The organism is Alicyclobacillus sp. TC (assembly GCF_016804365.1).
Classification (GTDB): Bacteria; Bacillota; Bacilli; order Alicyclobacillales; family Alicyclobacillaceae; genus Alicyclobacillus_I; species Alicyclobacillus_I tolerans.
The window spans coordinates 2674677-2697393 of sequence record NZ_CP044434.1 but is presented as its reverse complement, the minus strand read 5'-3'; the positions used below and the strand labels follow the sequence as shown (position 1 = coordinate 2697393).

Genomic DNA, 22717 nt, shown 5'->3' with positions numbered 1-22717 from the left:
AGGGCGGGCGTAATTTGGCTCTTTTCCGCTATTTAGAGAACAGGTTAATGCCAACGATGCGAGAAAAGAAGGTGAGTTTATGTTTGAGAAACTTGAATCTATGGAACGGCGTTATCAACAATTAAGTGATTGGTTGTGTGACCCTAATATATCGTCCGATCCAGAAAAGTTGCGCAAATACGCTAAAGAGCAGTCTGATTTACAAGAAACTGTAGAAATTTATCGCGCCTATCGGGAAGCACAAGAGCAATTTAAAAGTGCGAAGGCTATGCTTGATGAGAAATTGGATGATGAAATGCGAGAACTTGTCAAGCTTGAACTCGATGATTTGCAAAATAAGATAGATGACTATCAAGCTAAATTACAGATTTTACTACTTCCCAAAGATCCAAATGACGATAAAAATGTCTTTCTCGAAGTTCGGGCAGCGGCTGGTGGCGAAGAGGCGGCGTTGTTTGCGGGAGATTTGTTACGTATGTATACACGCTATGCTGAAAATTGCGGTTGGAAGGTAGAGCTCATCGATGCTAGTTATACGGATATAGGAGGATTTCGTGAAGCAACGCTTTCTGTGCAAGGTAAGGGAGCATACAGCAAGCTGAAATATGAAAGTGGAACACATCGTGTACAACGTGTACCAACCACAGAATCGGGTGGTCGTATTCATACTTCCACAGCTACAGTGGCTGTTTTGCCGGAAGTTGAAGATGTACAAGTGGAAATTCATGAAAAAGATTTGCGCATTGACACGTTTTGTTCAACTGGACCAGGTGGACAAAGTGTCAATACCACTCAGTCGGCAGTACGAATTACCCATTTGCCGACAGGGTTAGTCGTCTCGTGCCAGGATGAAAAATCACAGTTGAAGAATCGAGATAAAGCCATGAGAGTCCTGCGTGCACGACTGTATGAAAAATATTTAGAAGAACAACAGCAAGAGCAGGCAGCTAATCGCAAAAATCAAGTAGGTACGGGCGATCGCAGTGAAAGGATACGGACATACAACTTTCCACAAAGTCGCGTGACGGATCACCGGATCGGCCTGACCCTGCATCGTTTAGAAAGTGTTTTGGCGGGAGATTTGGGAGAGATTATTCAACATCTAATTATTGCTGAACAAAGCGCTAAATTGAATGAGGCATTAGAGGCATGATTCGCACAGTGACAACATGCTGGAGCGAGGCAAGGAATCAATTGCTCAAACAGCCACTGTTTCAAAAGTGGCAGCCAGACGATGCATTTCATCAATGCCATCATGAAGCGGCAGAACTTCTAGCCGCCGCATCAGGATGGAAGGTAGAAGAATTGTGGCGTCACTTGTCAGATCCGATTGAGGAGGAAGTTTGGCTTCAAATGCAGTCATTTCTTGAACGTCGCCTGCAAGGTGAGCCACTAGCTTACATTCTGGGGCATGCTTATTTTGCGGGTAGAAAATTTGTGGTTGACGAGCGTTGCTTAATTCCTCGTCCTGATACAGAAAGTCTTTTAGAGATTTCTCTGGCATTTTTGCAGGAAAGTGGCAGACACACAGGTTGTTTGCTCGATCTCGGTACCGGCAGCGGTGCCTTGGCAGTCTCTGTGGCTCTGGAGTATCCAGCCTGGCAAGTTTGGGCAGTGGATATCTCCCCTGAGGCGTTGGAAGTGGCACGTCAAAATCAGATGCTTCACCAGGCAGCCGTCCGCTTTATTCGAGCAGACGGTTTGCGTCTTTTAGCTAAGATCAATAAGCGTAATGGGAAAAAACCTCACATCATTCTATCTAATCCACCCTATATTGCGGAATCAGATCCGTATCGCCGTGTGGATGAAGAGGTTGTTCGATTTGAACCCCATCTTGCCCTGTTTGCTGGAAAAGACGGCCTCGATTTTTATCGAGAATTTGCCCGATTAGGGCCGGGAATACTTGCAGACGAAGAGGCTGTGGGTCTTTTTTTAGAAGTGGGTATGGGACAGGCGAAGCAAGTACAGCAACTTTTTTCAACCAAGCCTTGGCATTCTTTTGCAACGCAGTTACATTGCGATTTGCGGGGCGTTCATCGTGTGGTAGCTGTCATTCGCCACCATAGAAGCTGACCTTTTAGTACGGCAATGAATTTATGGGGGATGGTTTAAACCTATCTTTTTCTGGGCAGACTTTTGCTAGAGAAGATAGGGAGGCGAATAGGAATGTGGCGTAGAATGATGGTATTGGCAACAATTGTGGGTGGTATCTGTGTAGCTGGACATCTTTTGGAAACGAGCACAGCTTCGACGAACAGCGCTGTAACCGATATGTCAACAGCGAAGATTCAATCCATTGATTTTGCCGTGCCTCATGATGCACCCATTCCTAAAGAGGCGCTCCGTTTAAGAATTATTGCAAACAGCGATAGTCCTCAAGATCAACAATTGAAACGGGAAGTACGCAATGCTATAGTCCTGCAAGTAGGAAAATGGTTAAAAGGAGTTACGAGTTCTGCAGAGGCTCGGCGTATCTTGGAAGAACACGAAGCAGATATTGAGCAAATTGCCTTAAAGGTGACTCGTGAGCATGGCTTTACATACGGTGTGCAAACCAATATAGGCAAAGTTCCTTTTCCTACTAAAATTTATGGGAATCAAATTTATCCAGCCGGTAATTATGAAGCGTTACGCATTATTCTCGGAAAGGGACAAGGTGCCAATTGGTGGTGCGTCCTTTTCCCGCCTCTCTGTTTTGTCGATATTGCTGAGGGTGACGCGGTTCCGAATACAGGGAGTTTTCCGGATTTACCTCCTCTTGAGGTCCTCAATATGATGGGTCCCAACGGCAAAGAAGAGAAGGTTCAGGTACGGCTGGCTGTAGTTGACTATGGAGAAGAGCTATGGCATACATTGGTTCACCAGTGGTCCATCTAAAAAACATGTGCAAGCCGGATAAAATCACTCGCTGGGAAACAAACCCCATCGTAAAGGAGGTAGCAGAGTGTGCAGCGCATCCAAGTAAGTGTAAGTATGGCGCGAGAGAACAAAACCCAGGCAATCAGGCTGTTATCCCCTGCTGCTGCCGCTCTGAGACAGGGCGGCTTAGTTGCCTTCCCTACAGAAACGGTCTACGGATTGGGCGCGAATGCCAATCTGGAGGAAGCCATTCTGCGTATTTTTCAAGCCAAAGGGAGACCGGCTGACAATCCGCTCATTGTCCATCTACCCAATGTTGAAGCCATCTCGTCAGCTGTTGATATAGCACGTATTCGCCCGCACGAAAAACGACTGATAGAATCCTTTTGGCCCGGACCGCTCACTTTGCTGTTACCGCCAGCAAGGACTATTGCGAGAAACGTTTATCCTGGCCAGACCTTGATTGGTGTTCGTGTACCCAATCATCCTGTTGCGCAACTTCTGCTCAGTCTGTCTGGAGTGCCAGTAGCTGCTCCGAGTGCTAACCGTTCTGGCTTGCCGAGTCCTACCACATCAGAAACTGTCCTGCTTGATTTGGCGGATCATCTTGATGTGTTGGTGGAAGGTGGATCTTGTGAGTGGGGAATTGAATCTACCGTAGCAGCGGTGCAGGAAGAGAGCATACATATTTATCGTCCAGGAGCGATTACGGCCGCCATGCTAGAGGATGCCACAGGGTTGCCAGTAACGGTTTCTACAGGTTTCCAAGAAGGTGGAACGCCACTGGCTCCGGGTATGAAATATCGACACTATGCGCCACATACACCAGTCAGCGCTTGGTGGGGCAATGTAGAGTCCGTTCAATCAGCTATGCAACAGGCGTTATTGCAGTCATCCATTCAACGATTTGGCCTCATCGCGCCCCGGAATTTTCAAACATTAGCAGACTTGCTGCAACCTTCTCCTGTTTGGACCTGCTGGATAGAAGGAGAGGAAGGGAGCTATGCGCCTTCTTTTGCAGCCAAGCTATACAGCAGTATGCGTGAAGCGGATACAGCTCATTTGGAAGCACTTTATGTGTTTGCCCCAAGTGCATTTCATCCTCTCGGAACAGCTATTCATAATCGACTCTTGAAGGCAACGGAAGGTCGATTATGGCACGCTGAATCATCCTAAGCCATCTCTTTGCCGACATGATTCATCATGTTTGTCCGGATAGGTGCATACTCTCCTTACAAGGAAGCAGTTCATAGAAACATTCTCTGCTCGAGCCATGCTTCTGGGCAGAGATGTTCTTTTGTTGCCTGAGGAGGGTGCATGTGCCTTTTTCCATGAGAGATTTGCTCAATATTGCCATGATGTCGATCGCGCTTGGAATGGATTCTTTTTCACTATCCATCGGCATGGGCTTAAACGGGATCAATCGCAAGCGGGCGATTCAGATGTGCATATGCATCGGTCTCTTTCATATTGTTTTTGCTCTCCTGGGTCTTTGGGTAGGATTTTGGGTAGAAGCAAAAGTTGGACAAATTGCAAAAGGGTTTGGAGCATTTTTGTTAATTGGTCTAGGAATCCACATGCTTTTTGAGAGTTTTCATAAAAAAAGAGAAACTGTCAGAAGAAGAGGCAACAGTTTGCTTTCTCTCTTGCTTTTTTCATCGGGAGTATCCATTGATGCTTTGTCCGTTGGCTTTACGCTTGGCTTGCGTTCGGCCACATACGGTATAGTTTCGGCGTTTGCGTTTGGCGTAGCGGGTGCGGTCATGACAGGAGCAGGTTTATATTTAGGGAAAAAAGCTTCAGGCTGGTCAGGCTGGCTTGGAGAGTTGTTTGGTTCGCTTTTGCTGATTTTTCTTGGCTTGCGATTTTTATTTGAGTAAGTTTATAGAAAGAGGATACAATGGCAAGAAGATGGAGTGCGACATGCACTCCTTTTCACCATCTAACTTACCAGGCAATTCGTCGCCCCTAAGCGATGATTGTGCGAGGTGTCTATAGCCAATGAATCTGCTGTTTATTTGTACAGGGAATACATGTCGAAGTCCGATGGCTCAATGGTTAGCTCGTCATGAGATAGCCAAACTGGGACTTCACCATACGGTTCGTTCAGCAGGATTGTATGCATTTCCAGGTCAACTGATGTCGCGATCGGCAGTAGATGCGTTGTTGCGTCGCCAAGTGGTGGTCGGACATCACGCTTCTCAGCCTGTGGAGGATGCCATGGTTAAGGAAGCGGATCTCATTTTTACCATGACAGAAGCCCATAAACAAGCGATGCTTGAAAAATTTCCAGATGCTGCGGAGAAAATTTATACTTTATCGGAATTTGTGAAAAAGGTCGATCGCGATGGCTCTGGGTATGATATTGTAGATCCGTTCGGACAGTGTGACGAGGCGTATGAGGCGTGCGCTGCCCAATTGGAAGAATTGATCAGGGAAATGATCCGCCTTTTGCCGCAATCTTCAGAGGAGGGCGGTGAAGATGGAAAGAATGCTGCCAACAGAGAGTGATTCTTGTGACCATCCATCTCCACAAGTCGTGGACAGACAACAGCAAAATTTAAATATTGCAGAACCGTTGCGCGCCATTTTGGACGAGTTTCAACAACTGGCTTGCTTGGGAACTGGGCAAGTCTTGGTGGTAGGAGCTTCAAGCAGTGAGGTGGCAGGTCAACGAATTGGGACGGCAACCTCAATGGCCATTGGTCAGCAGATAGTTGATATTTTCCTGCAATGGTCGTCGGAAACAGGCTGTCAACTCGCCTTTCAATGCTGTGAGCATCTGAACCGGGCGCTGGTCGTCAGCCGCCAATTGGCGATGACGCATGGTTGGCAGGAGGTTTCTGCTATACCCGTGCCGGGTGCGGGGGGTGCGGTAGCAGCTGCAGCCTATCGTAAAATGAGCGATGCCTGTCTGGTGTCTGCCATTGCGGCCGATGCGGGTGTGGACATTGGTGACACTTTAATCGGTATGCATTTGAAACCAGTCGCGGTTCCTGTACGTGTTTCTGTCCAGTCCATTGGTCATGCGCATTTGGTGCTGGCTAGGACAAGGCCGCCGTTGATTGGTGGCATGCGCGCTGTTTACAGTAGGGAAGAAGCTGAAAAACGTTGGTTGGCAAAATAGGTAGCCAGCATAAAGGAGAGAGACGGACGAATGAACTTGAGCCAGTATGATGCTGAGTTGGCTGCGGCTATGCAGCAAGAGTTAAACCGTCAACGTAACAACATTGAATTGATTGCTTCTGAAAATTTTGTCAGTCCGGCTGTTATGGAAGCTATGGGAAGTCCGCTAACGAATAAGTACGCCGAAGGATATCCAGGACGTCGCTATTATGGTGGTTGTGAATATGTTGATATCGTCGAGAATATCGCTCGCGATCGCGCCAAGCAATTGTTTGGTGCGGAGCACGTCAATGTGCAGCCTCACTCCGGAGCGCAGGCCAATATGGCGGTTTATTTTGCTGTGCTCAAGCCAGGAGATAAAGTGCTCGGCATGAATCTCTCGCATGGCGGACATTTGACGCACGGTAGTCCAGTTAATTTCTCAGGACAACTTTACGAGTTTATTTCCTATGGTGTAGACGAAAAGACGCAACGTATTGACTATGAAGAATTACGCAGATTGGCTCAAGAACACCGTCCCAGAATGTTGGTGGCTGGTGCGAGCGCCTATCCGCGAATCATAGACTTTGCTAAAATGCGCGAAATTGCGGATGAAGTGGGAGCCTACTTGATGGTTGACATGGCTCATATTGCCGGTCTTGTGGCAACAGGATTGCATCCGTCTCCTGTACCGCACGCGCAGTTTGTGACCACAACTACGCACAAAACATTGCGTGGTCCGCGCGGCGGCATGATTCTTTGCAAGGAGGAATTCGCCAAAGCCATAGACAAATCCATCTTTCCTGGTATACAAGGCGGCCCGCTGATGCATGTGATAGCCGCGAAAGCCGTTGCTTTTGGTGAAGCGTTGAAACCAGAATTCAAAACGTATTCCGAGCAAGTTGTCAAGAATGCAAAAACTTTAGCTGAAGCTCTCCTTCAGGAAGGATTTCAACTGGTCTCTGGTGGCACTGACAATCATTTGGTGCTCATTGACTTGCGAAGCCGTGAATTGAGCGGTAAAGAAGCAGAAAAACGGCTCGATCAAGTGGGCATTACAGTGAATAAGAATACTATTCCTTTCGATCCGGCGAGTCCCATGGTTACAAGCGGTATTCGTGTCGGCACTCCGGCCGTCACATCGCGTGGCATGGACGAGCAAGCAATGCGTGAGATTGCATCAGTTTTCTCGCTCGTTTTGCAAAAAGATTGGACAGAAGCTGGCGAAGCAGAAGCGAAAAGTCGCGTGAGCGCCTTGACATCCCGCTTCCCGCTTTATCCAGATCTCACCATTTAAAAACAAATACCACAGCCAAGGCTGTGGCATCTAGAGGTTCTTTCAAAATAGGAAAGACATAGATTCTAAAAGGTACTGCGTTGGCGGTGGCGAATGGATTCTCTGCCACCGTCTTTTTTCTGTAAAGGTACAAAGATGTAGAGTAAACAAATTAAAAGAATAACACTCCCAGCCACCCAAAAGGGGGCTTCTGGAGAGAGAGTTTGCCAAACCAATCCACCCACATAAGGACCGACGGCCGATCCGATTCCTTCTACAGTCATAAAAATTCCCCAGAGCGTAGCCTTCTTATCGGGATCGATATGCGTATCCACAGTTTTATTCCAGCTTGGCAGAACAAATCCATAGGCGATGCCAATAAAGGCGACGACTAGATATGTGGCCAGACGCGAATGGTAAAACGAGAAAACAATCAGTGCAAAAGCAGCCGTTCCAAAGCCGAAAATGAGAAAGTATCGCGCCCCGAAACGATCGACCAATTTACCTGCAGGAATGAGTGTCAGTGCTGTCAAGGCGCCGCCTGAGACAAGAATTCCTGTATAGTAGATGGGTGACAAGTGCAGTTCTAGCTTTGCGTACAAAGAGAGAATCGGTACCAGAGATGTAATGGCAAAGGTCTGGGCAAACATTCCCGGGAATAAATAAGAAGCCTCGCGTACATTGGTCAAAATGCTTTGAATGCGGTTTTGCCAGCTGTATTTGTTGGATATGCGCATTGAGTCATGTGCACGGTATTGTCGATTATGAACAAAGAGTAGAACCACCAACAAGCCTAGACCATCCGCCAAGCCAAGAGCAAGAAACGCAGCTGGATAAGATCGAGCAATCAACAAATTGGCCAGCACTGGACCAAGCCCGGTGCCGCATAACCAAAATAAGTATAAATAACCAACATAAGAGGCACGCTCTTGAGGCTCAATACGATGAGCGATGGCTGACATGGCAGCAGGCCACATGGGCGAAACACCAAAGCCAAAGAGCATAGCGGCCAGCAACAGCATAGCGCCAGTTCTGGCTTGAAACATGAAAATAACAGCACAAAGTGCAGCCACAAAGCCTGCCATGAGCGGGTAGCGAGGCCCAATGCGATCGATCATCCAACCGAAAGGTGTACGGAACAACGTATCCATCAGGTAGTGCAGTGAAATAGCGAGTGCTGTGATTTCCACAGGCAAGCCGAGGACACCGCTTCCATAGGTTGGCAGGACGGAAAAAGTCAATGCGCCTCGCACCAACTCTGAGAGTGAGAGGGCAGAAAAAATGCTGACGAGCGCCAGCGGAAAATCACGAGGAATAATGTTCAGCCAGCGCCTTTGCGATTTTTCCTGTGTACTCACCGGACAACACCTGTTGAATTGGCAGACATAGTTGCAAATTTCGGTGTGGGATAGACGATTCGACCGTTGGCCAAAGCTATTAAACGTTGGGCAATCACCTCTGCAGCGTTAACGTGTCGGATAGCCAAAGCTCGTTGACGCATTTTGCGAATTTCCTCTGGATTGTCAATCAGCAATCGAAGCGAGATGTCTACAATTTCCTGTTGGTTACGAGCTAAACAGGCTGTGCCAGCCTTGGTAAGATAATGGCAGTTCTGAATTTCCTGGCCAGGGATAGGTCGATAAATAATCAACGGCAGGCCCAGAGCCATGGATTCACTGACGGTCAAACCGCCAGCTTTGGTCAGCATCAGGTCGGAAGCAGCCATCAGGCGATAGACATCACGCACAAATCCGAATATCTTGACACCCGCTTCAGCTAGTTCTGGCATACCGCAAAGCTGCTGGTACAGGCGTTCGTTCTTTCCAGCAACGACAATTAACTGTAATTGATTGCTGTACTTGGCAAGCTGCAAAGCTACTTGACCGAGATCGCCCAGAACTCCATAAGCGCCGCCCATCAAGAGCAATATCGGTTTCTCTTCAGACAGTTCAAGTTCTCGACGCAGTTCAGCTTTATTCCATGGGCGACAAAAAGCTTCACGCACAGGAATGCCTGTTACTTCAACGCGATCGGGCGAAGTGCCCCGTTCCATTAAACCTTCGCGGACGTAGTTGGATGGCGCGAAATATAAGTCAGTCTGCGGGTGAATCCACTGGCTGTGAATAGCATGGTCAGTAATCAGTGTCGTCAGCGGAATGTTGGTACGGCCTTGCTGTTTCAGCATAGAAACCACGCCTGCTGGTGTGGGAAAAGTGGCTAGAACAATATTGGGTCGAAAATTGTGAAGTGTAGCAGCCAGTGTTTCGATGCCCAAGGAATTCAATTGCCGCTGAATGAGTGATTGTGGAGTCAACTGGCTGGTACTCTGATAGAACCATTTATAAAGAGTGGGTGCATATTTGACACTTTGCAGGTAAAAGTATTTGGCCATGGCGTCCAATCTTGGATGGACATCATGCAAATAATCGAGAATTTGTACATCCGCTTCTGGACAGAGTGTTGTAACGGCCGCCTCAACGGCGCGCGCGGCTTGCTGATGGCCTTCTCCGTATGCAGCGGAAAGGATAAGGAGTCGCGACAATCGCGCCATGGAATCGCACCTCTCGCGAATAGTTTCATCTCCCAGTGGAGGGAGGAAGATGCTACCTCCATTTTCGACATTCTGGGCAACCTGTAAACCTTTCTCCAAAAAATAATCGGCTGATCATATCTTTTCTTCGACCGTTGAGGAGATTCTGCTATAATGGGCGGGACAATAAGACAGTTTCAACAAATGAGCGGATGGGTTGGTGCAAAACGCTTGCCATAGAAAGAGGGTAGAGTTGGTGGGAACAATCCATGTCATGGAGCATCCGTTAATCGAACATAAACTGACGCTCATGCGTGATAAACGTACAGGCACAAAAGAATTTCGTGCGCTTCTTCAGGAAGTGGCTATGTTGATGGCCTACGAATTGACACGTTCTTTGCCATTGGCGGAGGTTACCATAGAAACCCCGGTAACGAATGCCCAATTCCGGGTGATTGCCGGCAAGACACTGGCGCTTGTGCCAGTTTTACGGGCAGGGCTCGGTATGTTGGATGGCATCTTGAACCTTATCCCAGCTGCCAAGGTAGGTCATGTTGGGCTGTATCGCGATCACGATACACTTCAGCCTGTTGAATATTACTGCAAACTCCCCAGTAACTTGCAGGAACGCGACGTGATTGTGGTGGATCCTATGCTTGCTACGGGAGGGTCCGCATCTGCTGCGCTAACGGTCGTCAAACGACATGGTGCTGTACATCCTAAATTAATGGTATTGGTAGCTGTACCGGAGGGCATAAAAAAAATCCAAACAGACCATCCGGACGTAGACATATATACGGCAGCTATTGACGAAGGTTTGAATGAGAAAGGTTATATTGTTCCTGGGCTTGGCGATGCAGGAGATCGTCTGTACGGCACATTTTGATGAACAGCGAGAGGAGTGGAAGAGTGGAGAAAATACGTGTCATGACGGTCTTTGGGACGCGGCCGGAAGCTGTCAAGATGGCTCCGCTCGTCAAGGCGTTGGAGTCAGAGCCACTGGTGGAGAGCATCGTATGCGTGACCGCTCAGCATCGCGAAATGCTCGATCAAGTTTTGAATGTGTTTGCGGTTGAGCCTGATGACGATCTGGATATTATGGAACCTCAGCAGACACTGGGTACGATTACACGCAAGGCGTTGGAAGGTATTGAACAAGTCATTGCCAAGCGGCGTCCGCACATTGTTCTTGTGCATGGAGACACAACAACCACGTTTGCTGCTGCTCTGGCTGCTTTCTATCAACAGGTAGCCATTGGTCATGTGGAAGCGGGCTTGCGTACATACGACAAATACAGTCCCTTTCCAGAGGAAATGAATCGTCAACTGGCCGATGTGCTCAGCGACCTTTTCTTTGCGCCAACCGATTTGGCGGCTGAACAGTTGCGGCGAGAAGGGAAGCCTGATGAGGCTATTTATGTGACTGGCAATACAGCCATTGATGCAATGAAGACAACCGTCTATTCAACCTATCGTCACCCGATTCTCGAACAATTACCTCCCCATAGTCAATTGGTTTATATGACATCGCATCGTAGAGAGAATCTGGGTGAACCGTTGCGTAACATTTGTTCGGCAGTGCTTCGTTTAGTGGAGTCCCACACCGATGTTCAACTGATTTATCCGGTGCATCTCAACCCCAGTGTACGGGATACGGTATTTACCATGTTGGGCGGTCATCCACGTATCCATTTAATTGATCCGCTCGGCATTGTGGATAATCACAACTTTATGGCGAGAGCCAAATTGATTCTGACAGATTCAGGCGGGATTCAGGAAGAGGCGCCGTCGCTGGGCATTCCTGTTCTCGTTCTGCGTGATACAACAGAACGTCCGGAAGGCATTGAAGCGGGCACGTTAAAGCTTGTGGGGACGAACGAAAAGGAAATCTATGAAACAGCCAGTCGTTTGTTGACGGATCAAGAATTTTACAAGGATATGGCTGGGCGCAAAAACCCATATGGTGATGGAAAAGCGTCAGAGCGAATCGTCGAAGCGATTTTGCATTACTTTGGGCATCGTGATCGACCTAAGGCATTTGTCTATAATGAAAATCATGAACAGGCATAGGGCGGATGTATTTCCGCCTTTTATTCAACAAATTTCGCTGAGTGAGAAGTGAAGAATGGATGGAAACTTGCTTTCCTATTCATGTGGATGCGCTTACAATAATAGATGAAAGAGAATAGGTATTTGAGTTTGGTTTGGAAGAAGGGATGGAATCCAAATGGGTCGTGAAGTAGTTTTGTCAGGAGCCGTGCGAACTCCGATTGGTAATTTTATGGGGGCTTTGGCGCCGCTTTCTGCGGTCGATCTCGGTGCTTTAGTGTTGCGAGAGACTGTTCGACGTACGGGTTTGCCTTTGGATGCAGTTGAAGAGGTGTTGATGGGCAACGTTTTGCAGGCGGGATTGGGACAAAATCCGGCTCGGCAAGCTTCGATTCGCTCGGGCCTTGGCGATAGTATACCAGCCATGACCATCAACAAAGTATGTGGGAGTGGATTGCAAGCGGTGATGTTAGCCGCGCAAGCCATTCGGGCTGAAGATGCGGATGTGCTTCTGGCTGGCGGGATGGAGAGCATGTCCAATGCTCCATATTTGCTCGAAGGTGTACGTAAAGGCTATCGAATGGGTGATAGTAACGTAGTCGACAGCATGATTCGAGATGGGCTTTGGTGCGCGTTTTGTGATGTTCATATGGGGATCACGGCGGAAAATATCGCTTCTCGCTATGGCCTTACGCGTGAAGAACAGGATGCGTTTGCCGTCCAGAGCCAGCAGCGTGCAGCTGCAGCTTTGGCAGCCGGGCGATTTGCGGATGAGATAGTAGAGGTGGCTGTGCCGCAAAAACGAGGAATGACGCTTACTGTATCGGAAGATGAATTTATTCGCCCGGATACAACGATTGAGGGATTGGCTAAATTGCGTCCGGCTTTTCGTAAAGAAGGTACGGTTACTGCTGGGAACGCAAGCGGTATCAATGATGGAGCGGCAGCTTTAGTTGTCTCTAGTGAGAGTGCTGCCAAGCTGCATGGATTAGAGCCCATGGCTCGAGTTGTCAGCTACGCGTCAGCAGGCGTGCAGCCAGAAGTGATGGGTCTTGGACCGATTGAAGCTACGCAAAGAGCACTTCGTAAAGCGGGCTTGTCCATAGATGAAATCGATCTCATTGAAGCGAATGAAGCATTTGCTGCCCAATCTCTTGCTGTAGCAAGAGACTTACAGTTTCCCATGGATAGGGTGAATGTGAACGGTGGTGCAATTGCCCTGGGACATCCGATTGGCGCAAGTGGAGCGAGAATTCTTGTTACACTGTTGCATGAGCTGAAACGTCGGCAAGCTCGCTATGGTTTGGCAACACTTTGTATTGGTGGCGGACAGGGAGTCGCTATGGTGGTTGAGCGACTATAAGTGAGTAAATCAAAGAAAAGTCGGATTTTTTGTGAACAAAACGCTATTTTTGGCTGAAAACGCCGGAATTTCGGGTTTTTGCGTTGACACTTGTTTTTTTTCTAGTGTACTATAGGCGAGGGTTCGGGCATCCCACCATAGAGAAAGGGAAAAATACGCAAACGTAAGGTATTTTATCCCGTATTCGAGGTTACATCAGCTCCCTAATGGGCAGGATGGGAAAAGTATCACTATCTTCCTGGCCCGGACTAAACCGCGCTAGACTGCGATTCTTATCAGTTTCGCCTCTCTTTTCATATCTACGTGGGTGGTGTACAAATTCGAAAACGACCGGCGTTCTAATCGGCGGCGAGAAAAGTCAAGACGAGAGCCTAGCATGTGGAAAACGTTTGCAGTTTATTCCGGTGCTACCATGCAACTCGCGGTGAGCGTCATCGTTTTTGGTTACTTGGGCCATCGCCTGGCAGTTGAAATTCATCAGATGTGGTTGACGTTTGGCGGCGTGCTGCTTGGAGTGGCGGTTGGCGTTTCGGGACTGGCGTTCCTCATCAAAAAGTTGTTAGGGGATGAGTCGCCGTGAAGCGGGATGGATTGCAAGCGCGACTGAAGGCTATACAATGGACAGGTGTGGCGATTTTTGTCGTAACAGCGCTATTGTGGTTGGTCATTGCGCACTGGCGTGTCTGGATAAACGGCTTGTTGCTCGGAGAATTAGGAGGAGCAGTCGTTGTGCTATCCATGATACGCGGGGGGCAACCGGATGGTCGTTCGTCGGGTGCACCGCTTTTTTTGTCCGGTATGCTAGGCATGGTGATTCGCTTTGCCGCGCTTGTAGTGGTTATGGTGATAGCGGCTAAATGGCGCCATATCTTCAACCCCTACATGGCGTTGGTGGGATTTTTATTCGGATTCGTGCTCATCTTTGCAGGTCTCTACGGGTATGCCAAGAACCAAGATACCACTTCCAGTGAAAGCAGGTGATGAGGTGCCAGCTTTTCCGACGCTCTTTCGACACACGTTTCCAATCAATTTGACAACCATCGCCATGATTTTTCTGACAGGGCTAATTGTCATCATTGTGATGCGTGTTGGCTTGCGCCGGTTGGATATGCGAAATCCTCGCGGACTTCAAAACATGTTGGAATGGGCAGCTGAGTTTGCTGCCAATATGGCGCGTGATACGATGCCGACGGAACAAGCGGTGCGGTTTATTTTACCGCTTGCCTTTACCATGTTGTTCTTCTTATTTGTTGCAAACTGGCTCGGCCTGATTGCGATTGTTGCTGTGCATATTCACCATCCGATTCAGCATTGGGGTATAACGCCGCAGGATTTTGCTCAATCGAAGGGCATTGTAGAACTGTTTGATTCGCCAACAGCCAATATGAGTATGACGCTTGGTCTGGCAGTCATGGTTTGGCTTTTAGCACATGCGCGTGGTCTCAGGCATCCCAAACAATGGCTCATTCATTTTTACAAGCCATCTCCTTTGGCGATTATAGAAGAAATTACAAATCCGCTTACGCACGGCATGCGTCTTTATGGCAATATTTTTGCTGGAGAGGCATTGTTGAATGTGTTGGTTTCGGCGCCGAGACTCTTTGGCTGGGTACCTCTAACATTGCCGTTAACCATTGTGTGGCTTTTGTATTCAGCGTTTGTTAGCACCATACAGGCATATGTCTTTTCTATTCTGATGTGTCTGTATGTTGGAAATAAATCATTTGAAGGTCATCAGCATCATTAAATCATTATTCAACAGCATCTTTGTACATGCTTCATTGAGTGAAAAACAGGAATCATCAATTACTTATTTCCGCAAAAGAACAGTCTTCTTCTATAGATTGTTTAAAGGACGCGGAGCGAGGAGGAACAAACGAATGGTAAAGGCGATTTTTGATATTGCGGTAGCATTGTTGCTGGGTTTGGCAGCCGTAGGTTCCGGTGTGGGCGACGGTCTGGTTATGAGCAAATATGTAGAAGGTGTATCGAGACAGCCAGAAGCGCGTGGAACCATTTTTGCCAGCGCATTGCTTGGTGTTGCTCTTGTTGAAGCTTTCCCGGTTATTGCGTTGGCTTTCGGTATCATCATGCTTTTCACTCAAGGCGCTCTGTAATCCTTGTGCGGCACAGTGTTCTTTGTGCCCGGTAAAAGATTTTCAAGGCGGCGGCGCAGAGCTTGCCGCCTGGCTGAAGGTCTCACCCAGAAGGGAGTGACGTAAGTGTTTGAATTAGGAACGTTTATAGTTTCCATCATTTCATTTTTAATCGTATTCTGGATTATTTCCAAAGTAGGCTTTAAACCTTTAGCAAATGTGATGGAACAGCGTCGTGTCTATGTAACCTCACAATTGGAAGATGCAGAGAAAAATCGTCATGAAGCAGAACGACTGCTGGAAGAGCAAAGAAAATTACTGGAGCAAACACGCCAAGAAGCTAAAAATATTCTTGATGCTGCTCGGCAGAGAGCGGATGAACAAGCTCGGCAGATGCTCAAAGAAGCTCAGGAAGAAGCTGCTCGCATTCTCGCTGAAGGCAGAGAGTTAATTGAACGCGAACGGGCAGAAGCGATGAATCAGGCGATGCAACGTATGACGGAACTATCAGTTCAGCTTACCAGCAAGTTGCTGCATAGTTACGCCAATGAGCAGGTTCATGCTGAAATGATCAAAGAGGCAGAACAGAAACTAGGTGAGCTCGTATGCTGAACACATCAATTGCCAGACGATACGCGCGAGCTCTTTTTAACCTGGCAATGAAACAACAGCAAGTACAAGCTGTACAAACAAGTTTGCAACAAGTTTCCCAGTTGCTACAAGATTTTAAAGACGCAAGGATACTGATTGAACATCCTTTGCTTTCTCCCGAACAAAAGAAAGCCTTTCTGAAATCCGTATTTGCAACAAATGTGGACGAACTAACCTATCGAGCTCTCTTCGTTCTCTTTGAACATAAACGTTCAGAATACGTTGATTTGTTCTATCAGGAATTTAAGAAAATGGCAGATGAGGCGCAAAATATTGTCGAGATTGAAATTCAGACAGCGCGTCCATTGAAAGAAGAAGAAAAAACCGAGATCGAACAAAAATTAGCTGTTTTGTTGGGAAAATCCGTACGTTCAACAATCTCAGTAATTCCAGATTTACTGGGTGGCTATCGCGCGCGCCTTGGCAATCGTCTTTTAGATGCTACTGTGACAGGGGCTCTTCAACAATTTGCCGCGCAAGCACAGGTGTTACAAAGGGCGTAACGAATTTCAGAGGTCTCGTGAAGGAGTGACCAAATTGAGCATTCGACCTGACGAAATTAGTCGGCTGATACAAAAACAAATTGAAGAATTTCAGTCGGACGTCAAGGTTTATGATACGGGCGTCGTATTGACGGTTGGTGACGGTATTGCCCGCCTTTATGGGTTGGACAACGTTATGGCTGGGGAATTGGTGGAATTTCAGAATGGCACTTACGGCATGGCATTTAACCTTGAAGAAGACAATGTGGGTATTATTGTTTTAGGGTCAGTTGATGGCATTAAAGAAGGCGACGAAGTCCGTAGAACAGGACGGATTGCACAAGTTCCAGTCGGTCCAGAGTTGCTTGGCAGGGTCGTCAATCCTTTAGGACAGCCTTTGGATAACCGCGGTCCAATTGAAGCTAAGCAATTTCGTAATATTGAGTCGCGTGCTCCAGGGGTTATAGATCGTAAATCAGTCCATGAACCGTTGCAGACGGGTATCAAGGCCATTGACGCAATGATACCTATTGGACGTGGTCAGCGCGAGTTGATTATTGGCGATAGACAAACGGGTAAAACGGCAATTGCACTTGATACCATCATTAATCAGAAAGACACAGGTGTGAAATGTATATATGTAGCCATTGGACAGAAACAGTCCACAGTTGCGCAAGTTGTAGAAACGTTGCGTCGACATGGAGCTATGGATTACACCATTGTTGTGGCAGCTAATGCGTCCGATCCCGCTCCGCTCTTGTTTATGGCTCCATATGCTGGTTGCGCCATGGGTGAGTATTTTATGTACAATGGCGAACACGCATTGATTATTTATGATGATCTGACGAAACAGGCAGCAGCCTATCGTGAAATGTCTTTGCTTTTGCGCCGTCCGCCTGGTCGTGAAGCCTACCCTGGTGACGTGTTTTATTTACATTCAAGATTATTGGAACGCGCCGCTAAGTTGAGTGACGAGAAAGGCGCTGGTTCACTGACCGCTCTACCGTTTATTGAAACGCAGGCGGGCGATATTTCAGCCTATATTCCTACGAATGTCATCTCCATTACGGATGGTCAAATATTTTTGGAATCTGATTTGTTCTTCGCAGGACAACGGCCAGCGGTGAATGTGGGAACCTCCGTATCACGTGTCGGCAGTTCAGCCCAAACCAAGGCGATGAAAAAAGTAGCAGGTACGTTACGTTTGGATTTAGCACAATACCGAGAATTGCAGGCATTTACGCAATTTGGTTCAGATTTGGATAAAGCGACGCTCTCGCGATTGGTTCGTGGTGCCCGTACAACTGAAATTCTTAAACAAGCTCAATATCATCCGCTTTCATTTGAAAAGCAGGTTGTTTCCATTTGGTCTGCGGTCAATGGGTATTTGGATGAAATTGATGTGCAGGCCGTGGGTAAGTTTGAGCAAGAGTGGCTGTCCTTCATTTCGTCTCAATATCCGCAAATCTACAGCTCAATAGTAGAAACGAAAGATTTGACAGAGGAAACAGTAAACTTGCTGAAAGAAGCAATTCAAAAGTTTAAAGCGACATTTGTTGCTTGATTTTCCTGAAGGTGCATCGCTGGATAAAGGTGGTGATTTCGGTTGGCGGAAAATCCAAGAGAGATACGTCGGCGCATCAAAAGCGTGCGAAGTACCGCACAGATAACAAAAGCCTTGGAGATGGTAGCTGCTGCAAAGTTGCGGCGCGTTCAAAGCGCAGTTGCTAATGCGCGTCCATATTTGGCAAAAATGCAAGATATGTTGGAGGGTGTGGCAGCATCAGCAAGATTTGTAAAACATCCATTACTGGTTTCTCGACCGGTCAAACGAACAGGATATCTTGTCATCACGTCAGACACAGGACGTGCAGGTCCGTATAATGCGCAAATTTTCCGACGTGCTCTGCAGGAGTTTGGACATCGGGATAAATCGACATACAGCATATTTGCAGTTGGACGAAAGGGCAGAGATTTCTTTCGGAAAACGGGATATCCAATAGATGGCGAAATTACGGGATTGCCGGATTCCCCGGAATATCGTTCGATAGCCAGCTTGGCAGAAAAAGTAGTCCATGCTTACGCTGAAGGCAGATTTGATGAACTTTACTTTATTTATAACGAATTCATCAATCCTGTAACTCAACGACCTATTGTCAAAAAAGTTTTACCGCTCACAAATTTGCACGCGATTCAGGAAACATCACCGGGCAAAATGCCAACACAAAAGAAACCGCAGTATTTATTTGAGCCGGACGAACAGGAAGTACTGTCCAAATTGCTTCCACGTTATGCGGAAACGCTTGTTTATCAGGCGGTTCTTGATGCGAAAGCCTCAGAACATGCCGCCCGTATGGCTGCTATGAAAAATGCGACTGATAACGCGAAAGAAATGATCGAACAATTGACGCTCAGTCTAAATCGTGCTCGTCAGGCTGCGATTACTACCCAGATCGTCGAAGTGGTCAGCGGAGCGCAAGCACTTGAATAGTTCGTCTTGCAAAGTTGTGATAGGTTGGGTGAACTGAGAGGTTCCTCAATGAAGTCGGGTCCCGTCTTTAATGACATATTTAGACCCGCATAGCGAGGAGGGAATGACGTGAATAAAGGACAGGTTGTGCAGGTGCTTGGTCCTGTTGTCGATGTTAGATTTCCAGAAGGACAACTGCCAGCACTGAACAACGCTTTGCGCATAGAAACACAAGGGGAATATCCTATCCATCTAACACTTGAAGTAGCCCTTCACTTAGGCGATAACGTCGTACGTACAGTGGCTATGTCATCCACTGATGGTCTTGTGCGAGGTACAGAGGTAGAAGATACAGGTCGCGCCATTGCGGTTCCTGTAGGAAAAGCTACACTGGGAAGAATTTTCAACGTCTTGGGTGAGGCAATTGACGAAGCAGGCCCCGTAGAGATGAGCGAGACATGGCCGATTCATCGCAATGCGCCTTCCTTTAGTGAATTGAGTACACGTACAGAAATTTTTGAAACAGGTATTAAAGTTGTAGATTTGCTTGCCCCATACATCAAGGGTGGAAAAGTTGGACTCTTTGGCGGTGCCGGTGTAGGTAAAACCGTTTTGATTCAAGAGCTGATTCACAATATTGCTAAAGAGCACGGTGGCTATTCCGTGTTTGCAGGTGTCGGAGAGCGTACACGTGAAGGTAATGATTTGTATCATGAAATGAAAGACTCTGGAGTTATTGATAAAACTAGCATGGTTTTTGGTCAGATGAATGAACCACCAGGTGCTCGCTTGCGGGTAGCATTGGCGGGACTGACCATTGCGGAATATTTCCGCGATGTAGAGGAAAGAGACATTCTCTTCTTTGTAGATAATATTTTCCGTTTCACGCAAGCAGGATCTGAAGTATCAGCATTACTTGGACGTATGCCTTCTGCAGTAGGTTACCAGCCTACTCTTGCAACAGAAATGGGACAATTGCAGGAGCGTATTGCTTCTACAGTAAAAGGTTCCATCACGTCTATTCAAGCCGTATATGTACCTGCTGACGACTATACCGATCCGGCGCCAGCTAATACATTTGCCCATCTTGACGCAACAACAAATCTAGATCGAAAAATTTCAGATATGGGTCTTTATCCTGCGGTCGATCCGCTTGCCTCAACATCCCGTGCTTTGACACCAGATATCGTGGGTGAAGAGCATTATCGAGTAGCTCGCGGCGTACAGCAAGTGTTGCAGAGATACAGAGAATTGCAGGACATCATCGCCATCCTTGGAATGGATGAGTTGACAGATGAAGACAAGCTGACCGTGGCTCGTGCGCGCAAGATTCAAAACTTCCTGTCGCAACCATTCTTTGTCGGTGAAGTATTCACGGGTATTCCCGGTAAATATGTGCCTGTGAAGGAGACGGTACGCTCCTTCGGTGAAATTCTCGATGGTAAGCATGATGATATTCCTGAGACTTATTTCCGGTATTGCGGCGTGATCGAAGAAGTTCGCGAAAAAGCGCGTAAAGACGGTGCAGTAGACTAAAATCGGCTAGCCGTAATTCGCGAAACGAGGGGTCTATTTCTCAGTGTTGACGGTATAGATCCGCGGTGCGAGGAGGACTGACATTGAGTACGGTGCCGTTACAAATCATTACACCGGACAGGGTTCTTCTGGAACGGGAAGTTTCCATGGTTACAGTAAAAGGCGGTTATGGGGAATTGGGTATATTGCCTCGACATACCCCTTTAGCCACCACCGTCAAACCTTGTTTGGTGAAAATCAAATTAGAAAACGGCGAGGCTAAAATACCTGTCACAGGTGGTTTTTTGGAGGTATTGCCCAACGCTGTGACCATATTGGCAGACGCTGCTGAACTTCCTCATGAAATTGATCCAGATAGAGCTGAGGCATCCAAACAACGTGCATTGGCAAAATTGGCATCAAATCTTGAGACGGAAGAAGAGCGTAAACATGTTGAAGCAGCTCTGCTAAGAGCAGAGTTGCGCTTGGAAGCACTGGATTGGGCGCAAAAACACGGCAATCTTCTGCAAACAGAGAACTGAAATTAAACTCGCATAGAAAGAAAAGCGGCTTGCCGGTGAAGGACTATTCTTCACCGACAAGCCGCTTTTATTCCACTTTTCTGGCTAAGACAAATTGTACAGGATAGTCAACGGTTAATTCTTCTTTCGAATATTTCTCCAAAATTTCTTGCCCTCTGTCAATGAGGTGGTCAAATAGTTTTTGCCTTTCACCCCAGGGTAGCTGTAACATTCGATTAGCATATAAGTCGACCGATTGTATGAGAAACCGGACAACATATTCCGGGTGAGCATACACCGTAGGTGCCATTTGGATAAAGCTCTGCAGGTCAGAGAATCCGACTTGCAAAGCGTTGGGGATCTCCTTTTCTAAAGGCATTGAAGAACTATTCAACGTAGTGCCCGGCAATTTGAAAATCGGCTCAAACCATTCTGTAAAGAAGGGCAGGTCAACTTGGTGATGAATGGGATGGGCACTCGCAAATAGCCCACCCTTTTTAAGAACACGCCGCAACTCGCGAATAGCTTTGTTCCAATTTGTCAAATGAAGACTAGCAAAACCAATCACGAGATCGAACGTATTGTCTGCGTAAGGGAGATGTTCGGCAATTCCGTGAACAAATTGTACCCACGGTTTATGAGCGGTTTTTACTTTGTAATTCGCTTGTGCCAGCAGTCCTGGAGCGGGATCGATACCAAGAACTAATCCTTTCGGGCCCACTGTGTCTGCAAGCCCTGACTCCAAAGTAAAGGAACCACTGCCACAGCCAAACTCCAGTACCTTCATGCCTGGCTCGGGTATGGCCAAATCCAATAATTGTTTACGAATTTTCTTGCCCATTGGGAAAATGACATCAAAAATATTATCGTAATCATTTAATTCACTAAACGACGAAATTCTGAGTAAATTGCTTCGCAAGCTCAAAAAACCAACTTCATCAAGAAAATGTTGAATTTCAAAAAATCTCTGTTTACCCAAATCGGTCAATCGAATATACCGAGTGTTGTTTTTAATAAAAACTTCCACTACACCGAGAACATGCATAAACATTAATTCGTCACGTAAAGTGTAAGTAATCCAAGGACGGTGTAATTTTCCAAAAACAAAGTCAAGCTCTCGCATTTCGCCATAATAATTGAGTGCTACATAGTTTTCGTAGGCAGTCACATAAGCGTAAGTAGAGACAAATTTATCAAACCCGTGCTGTTCAATAAAAGTAGTCAATGACCAAATCGCTTGTTTCGCAGCATCTTGATGAATAATCGTTGATTTTCCTTGATTGTAGGAATAGTAATACGCTGTGGAGATAGCCGTTTCGTAAAAAGCGTTTTCTGGTAGGCGCGGCGAAACTGGCAGAGTACCAAATACATTGATATCGTAGGATTCGTTCCAATGAAGTAGAGAAAATTCATGAGCTTCATCACGCATGGTTTCGTAAACATCGCTTTCAAAATCAACACCATAGCGTATATAGGCCAGCCAGGGACTGATGACAATGGGCGAGTCGCAAAGTGCGACAATTACATCGCGCAAGTCTTGCAGTGAATACACTTAAAATCCTCCTAGCTGAGTGGTCAGCATCTGAAATTCAATCCGTCATGAGTAGATTCAAACAGCGCTGAGAGACAAAAAAAAAATTAAGTTCTATATGTGCATACTCTAAAGGATAGTACAATGCAAAACAAGTAACACTATGAATTTATTGGAAAATCATCAGAGTGTTGCGATTAGAGCAAAAATTTTGTGACATTCATGTTATAATTGTGAGCAAATCAGATGTATTTAAGATTTTTGCAGGA

General features: G+C 46.9%; 24 protein-coding genes. 21 read left to right on the top strand and 3 right to left on the bottom strand.

The window, feature by feature from the left end:
- Positions 1-79: 79 nt before the first annotated feature.
- The 8 genes from prfA (at position 80) to glyA (ending at position 7261) form a co-directional block, all read left to right on the top strand.
- The gene (gene prfA / locus FY534_RS13200; protein WP_203114825.1) at positions 80-1153 is read left to right on the top strand and encodes a peptide chain release factor 1; all 1074 of its coding nucleotides are present in this window, start codon (positions 80-82) and stop codon (positions 1151-1153) included.
- On the top strand, positions 1150-2073 hold the full coding sequence (prmC, locus tag FY534_RS13195; protein ID WP_238413578.1) for a peptide chain release factor N(5)-glutamine methyltransferase: 924 nt from the start codon (positions 1150-1152) through the stop codon (positions 2071-2073). The genes prfA and prmC overlap by 4 nt, the downstream gene beginning before the upstream one ends.
- A 93-nt stretch (positions 2074-2166) precedes the next feature.
- Complete coding sequence (gene spoIIR / locus FY534_RS13190) at positions 2167-2877, top strand: stage II sporulation protein R (protein ID WP_072874425.1); 711 nt, start codon at positions 2167-2169, stop codon at positions 2875-2877.
- Positions 2878-2946: 69 nt separating this feature from the next.
- Positions 2947-4035 carry an L-threonylcarbamoyladenylate synthase gene (locus tag FY534_RS13185; protein ID WP_203114823.1) on the top strand — a complete coding sequence of 363 codons (1089 nt, stop codon included), beginning with the start codon at positions 2947-2949 and terminating at the stop codon, positions 4033-4035.
- A 143-nt stretch (positions 4036-4178) separates the two neighbouring features.
- On the top strand, positions 4179-4739 hold the full coding sequence (locus tag FY534_RS13180; RefSeq protein WP_238413577.1) for a manganese efflux pump MntP: 561 nt from the start codon (positions 4179-4181) through the stop codon (positions 4737-4739).
- 121 nt (positions 4740-4860) lie between these two features.
- Positions 4861-5370 carry a low molecular weight protein arginine phosphatase gene (locus FY534_RS13175; protein ID WP_203114822.1) on the top strand — a complete coding sequence of 170 codons (510 nt, stop codon included), beginning with the start codon at positions 4861-4863 and terminating at the stop codon, positions 5368-5370.
- A complete protein-coding gene (locus FY534_RS13170) occupies positions 5342-5986 on the top strand; it encodes a TIGR01440 family protein (RefSeq protein ID WP_238413576.1) in 645 nt (214 codons plus the stop codon). The genes FY534_RS13175 and FY534_RS13170 overlap by 29 nt, the downstream gene beginning before the upstream one ends.
- A 30-nt stretch (positions 5987-6016) precedes the next feature.
- The gene (gene glyA, locus FY534_RS13165) at positions 6017-7261 is read left to right on the top strand and encodes a serine hydroxymethyltransferase (RefSeq protein WP_203114821.1); all 1245 of its coding nucleotides are present in this window, start codon (positions 6017-6019) and stop codon (positions 7259-7261) included.
- Between the two features lie 65 nt (positions 7262-7326).
- On the opposite strand, the gene FY534_RS13160 is transcribed toward glyA, so the two are convergent.
- Both FY534_RS13160 and FY534_RS13155 read right to left on the bottom strand, forming a co-directional pair.
- On the bottom strand, positions 7327-8598 hold the full coding sequence (locus FY534_RS13160; RefSeq protein ID WP_203114820.1) for an MFS transporter: 1272 nt from the start codon (positions 8596-8598) through the stop codon (positions 7327-7329).
- On the bottom strand, positions 8595-9791 hold the full coding sequence (locus FY534_RS13155; protein WP_203114819.1) for an MGDG synthase family glycosyltransferase: 1197 nt from the start codon (positions 9789-9791) through the stop codon (positions 8595-8597). Before FY534_RS13155 ends, FY534_RS13160 begins: the two co-directional genes overlap by 4 nt.
- A 253-nt stretch (positions 9792-10044) precedes the next feature.
- Between FY534_RS13155 and upp the strand changes: the two genes are divergently transcribed.
- The 13 genes from upp to atpC all read left to right on the top strand — a co-directional run bounded on the left by upp (position 10045) and on the right by atpC (position 20938).
- Complete coding sequence (upp, locus tag FY534_RS13150) at positions 10045-10656, top strand: uracil phosphoribosyltransferase (protein WP_370541577.1); 612 nt, start codon at positions 10045-10047, stop codon at positions 10654-10656.
- Between the two features lie 23 nt (positions 10657-10679).
- A complete protein-coding gene (wecB, locus tag FY534_RS13145; protein ID WP_072874432.1) occupies positions 10680-11840 on the top strand; it encodes a non-hydrolyzing UDP-N-acetylglucosamine 2-epimerase in 1161 nt (386 codons plus the stop codon).
- A gap of 157 nt (positions 11841-11997) precedes the next feature.
- The gene (locus FY534_RS13140) at positions 11998-13182 is read left to right on the top strand and encodes an acetyl-CoA C-acetyltransferase (protein ID WP_072874433.1); all 1185 of its coding nucleotides are present in this window, start codon (positions 11998-12000) and stop codon (positions 13180-13182) included.
- A 376-nt stretch (positions 13183-13558) separates the two neighbouring features.
- Positions 13559-13762: a hypothetical protein gene (locus FY534_RS13135; protein WP_238413575.1), complete on the top strand. Its 204-nt coding sequence runs from the start codon at positions 13559-13561 to the stop codon at positions 13760-13762.
- Complete coding sequence (locus FY534_RS13130) at positions 13759-14163, top strand: hypothetical protein (protein WP_238413574.1); 405 nt, start codon at positions 13759-13761, stop codon at positions 14161-14163. The genes FY534_RS13135 and FY534_RS13130 overlap by 4 nt, the downstream gene beginning before the upstream one ends.
- Positions 14164-14167: 4 nt before the next feature.
- Positions 14168-14929: a F0F1 ATP synthase subunit A gene (atpB, locus tag FY534_RS13125; RefSeq protein WP_072874483.1), complete on the top strand. Its 762-nt coding sequence runs from the start codon at positions 14168-14170 to the stop codon at positions 14927-14929.
- 133 nt (positions 14930-15062) lie between these two features.
- Positions 15063-15299, top strand: coding sequence for an ATP synthase F0 subunit C (gene atpE, locus FY534_RS13120; protein ID WP_072874435.1), 237 nt, complete (start codon positions 15063-15065; stop codon positions 15297-15299).
- 105 nt (positions 15300-15404) lie between these two features.
- A complete protein-coding gene (gene atpF, locus FY534_RS13115) occupies positions 15405-15890 on the top strand; it encodes a F0F1 ATP synthase subunit B (RefSeq protein ID WP_072874436.1) in 486 nt (161 codons plus the stop codon).
- Entirely contained in the window at positions 15884-16432 is a 549-nt protein-coding gene (gene atpH, locus FY534_RS13110; protein WP_072874437.1) for an ATP synthase F1 subunit delta, read from the top strand. Before atpF ends, atpH begins: the two co-directional genes overlap by 7 nt.
- Before the next feature lie 34 nt (positions 16433-16466).
- Positions 16467-17975, top strand: coding sequence for a F0F1 ATP synthase subunit alpha (atpA, locus tag FY534_RS13105; protein WP_203114817.1), 1509 nt, complete (start codon positions 16467-16469; stop codon positions 17973-17975).
- Positions 17976-18017: 42 nt separating this feature from the next.
- Positions 18018-18902 carry an ATP synthase F1 subunit gamma gene (atpG, locus tag FY534_RS13100; protein WP_072874439.1) on the top strand — a complete coding sequence of 295 codons (885 nt, stop codon included), beginning with the start codon at positions 18018-18020 and terminating at the stop codon, positions 18900-18902.
- Positions 18903-19010: 108 nt separating this feature from the next.
- Complete coding sequence (gene atpD / locus FY534_RS13095; RefSeq protein WP_072874440.1) at positions 19011-20417, top strand: F0F1 ATP synthase subunit beta; 1407 nt, start codon at positions 19011-19013, stop codon at positions 20415-20417.
- 92 nt (positions 20418-20509) lie between these two features.
- A complete protein-coding gene (atpC, locus tag FY534_RS13090; RefSeq protein WP_238413767.1) occupies positions 20510-20938 on the top strand; it encodes an ATP synthase F1 subunit epsilon in 429 nt (142 codons plus the stop codon).
- Positions 20939-21005: 67 nt separating this feature from the next.
- On the opposite strand, the gene FY534_RS13085 is transcribed toward atpC, so the two are convergent.
- The gene (locus tag FY534_RS13085) at positions 21006-22469 is read right to left on the bottom strand and encodes a class I SAM-dependent methyltransferase (protein ID WP_203114816.1); all 1464 of its coding nucleotides are present in this window, start codon (positions 22467-22469) and stop codon (positions 21006-21008) included.
- Between the last annotated feature and the right edge of the window lie 248 nt (positions 22470-22717).

Excerpts from the sequence above, each read along its gene's own strand:
- FY534_RS13170 (WP_238413576.1), top strand. The coding sequence starts at position 5,342 with ATGGAAAGAATGCTGCCAACAGAGAGTGATTCTTGTGACCATCCATCT.
- prfA (WP_203114825.1), top strand. The coding sequence starts at position 80 with ATGTTTGAGAAACTTGAATCTATGGAACGGCGTTATCAACAATTAAGT.
- FY534_RS13140 (WP_072874433.1), top strand. The coding sequence starts at position 11,998 with ATGGGTCGTGAAGTAGTTTTGTCAGGAGCCGTGCGAACTCCGATTGGT.
- FY534_RS13155 (WP_203114819.1), bottom strand. The coding sequence starts at position 9,791 with ATGGCGCGATTGTCGCGACTCCTTATCCTTTCCGCTGCATACGGAGAA.
- prmC (WP_238413578.1), top strand. The coding sequence starts at position 1,150 with ATGATTCGCACAGTGACAACATGCTGGAGCGAGGCAAGGAATCAATTG.
- spoIIR (WP_072874425.1), top strand. The coding sequence starts at position 2,167 with ATGTGGCGTAGAATGATGGTATTGGCAACAATTGTGGGTGGTATCTGT.
- glyA (WP_203114821.1), top strand. The coding sequence starts at position 6,017 with ATGAACTTGAGCCAGTATGATGCTGAGTTGGCTGCGGCTATGCAGCAA.
- atpH (WP_072874437.1), top strand. The coding sequence starts at position 15,884 with ATGCTGAACACATCAATTGCCAGACGATACGCGCGAGCTCTTTTTAAC.
- FY534_RS13135 (WP_238413575.1), top strand. The coding sequence starts at position 13,559 with ATGTGGAAAACGTTTGCAGTTTATTCCGGTGCTACCATGCAACTCGCG.
- FY534_RS13175 (WP_203114822.1), top strand. The coding sequence starts at position 4,861 with ATGAATCTGCTGTTTATTTGTACAGGGAATACATGTCGAAGTCCGATG.
- upp (WP_370541577.1), top strand. The coding sequence starts at position 10,045 with ATGGAGCATCCGTTAATCGAACATAAACTGACGCTCATGCGTGATAAA.
- atpE (WP_072874435.1), top strand. The coding sequence starts at position 15,063 with ATGGTAAAGGCGATTTTTGATATTGCGGTAGCATTGTTGCTGGGTTTG.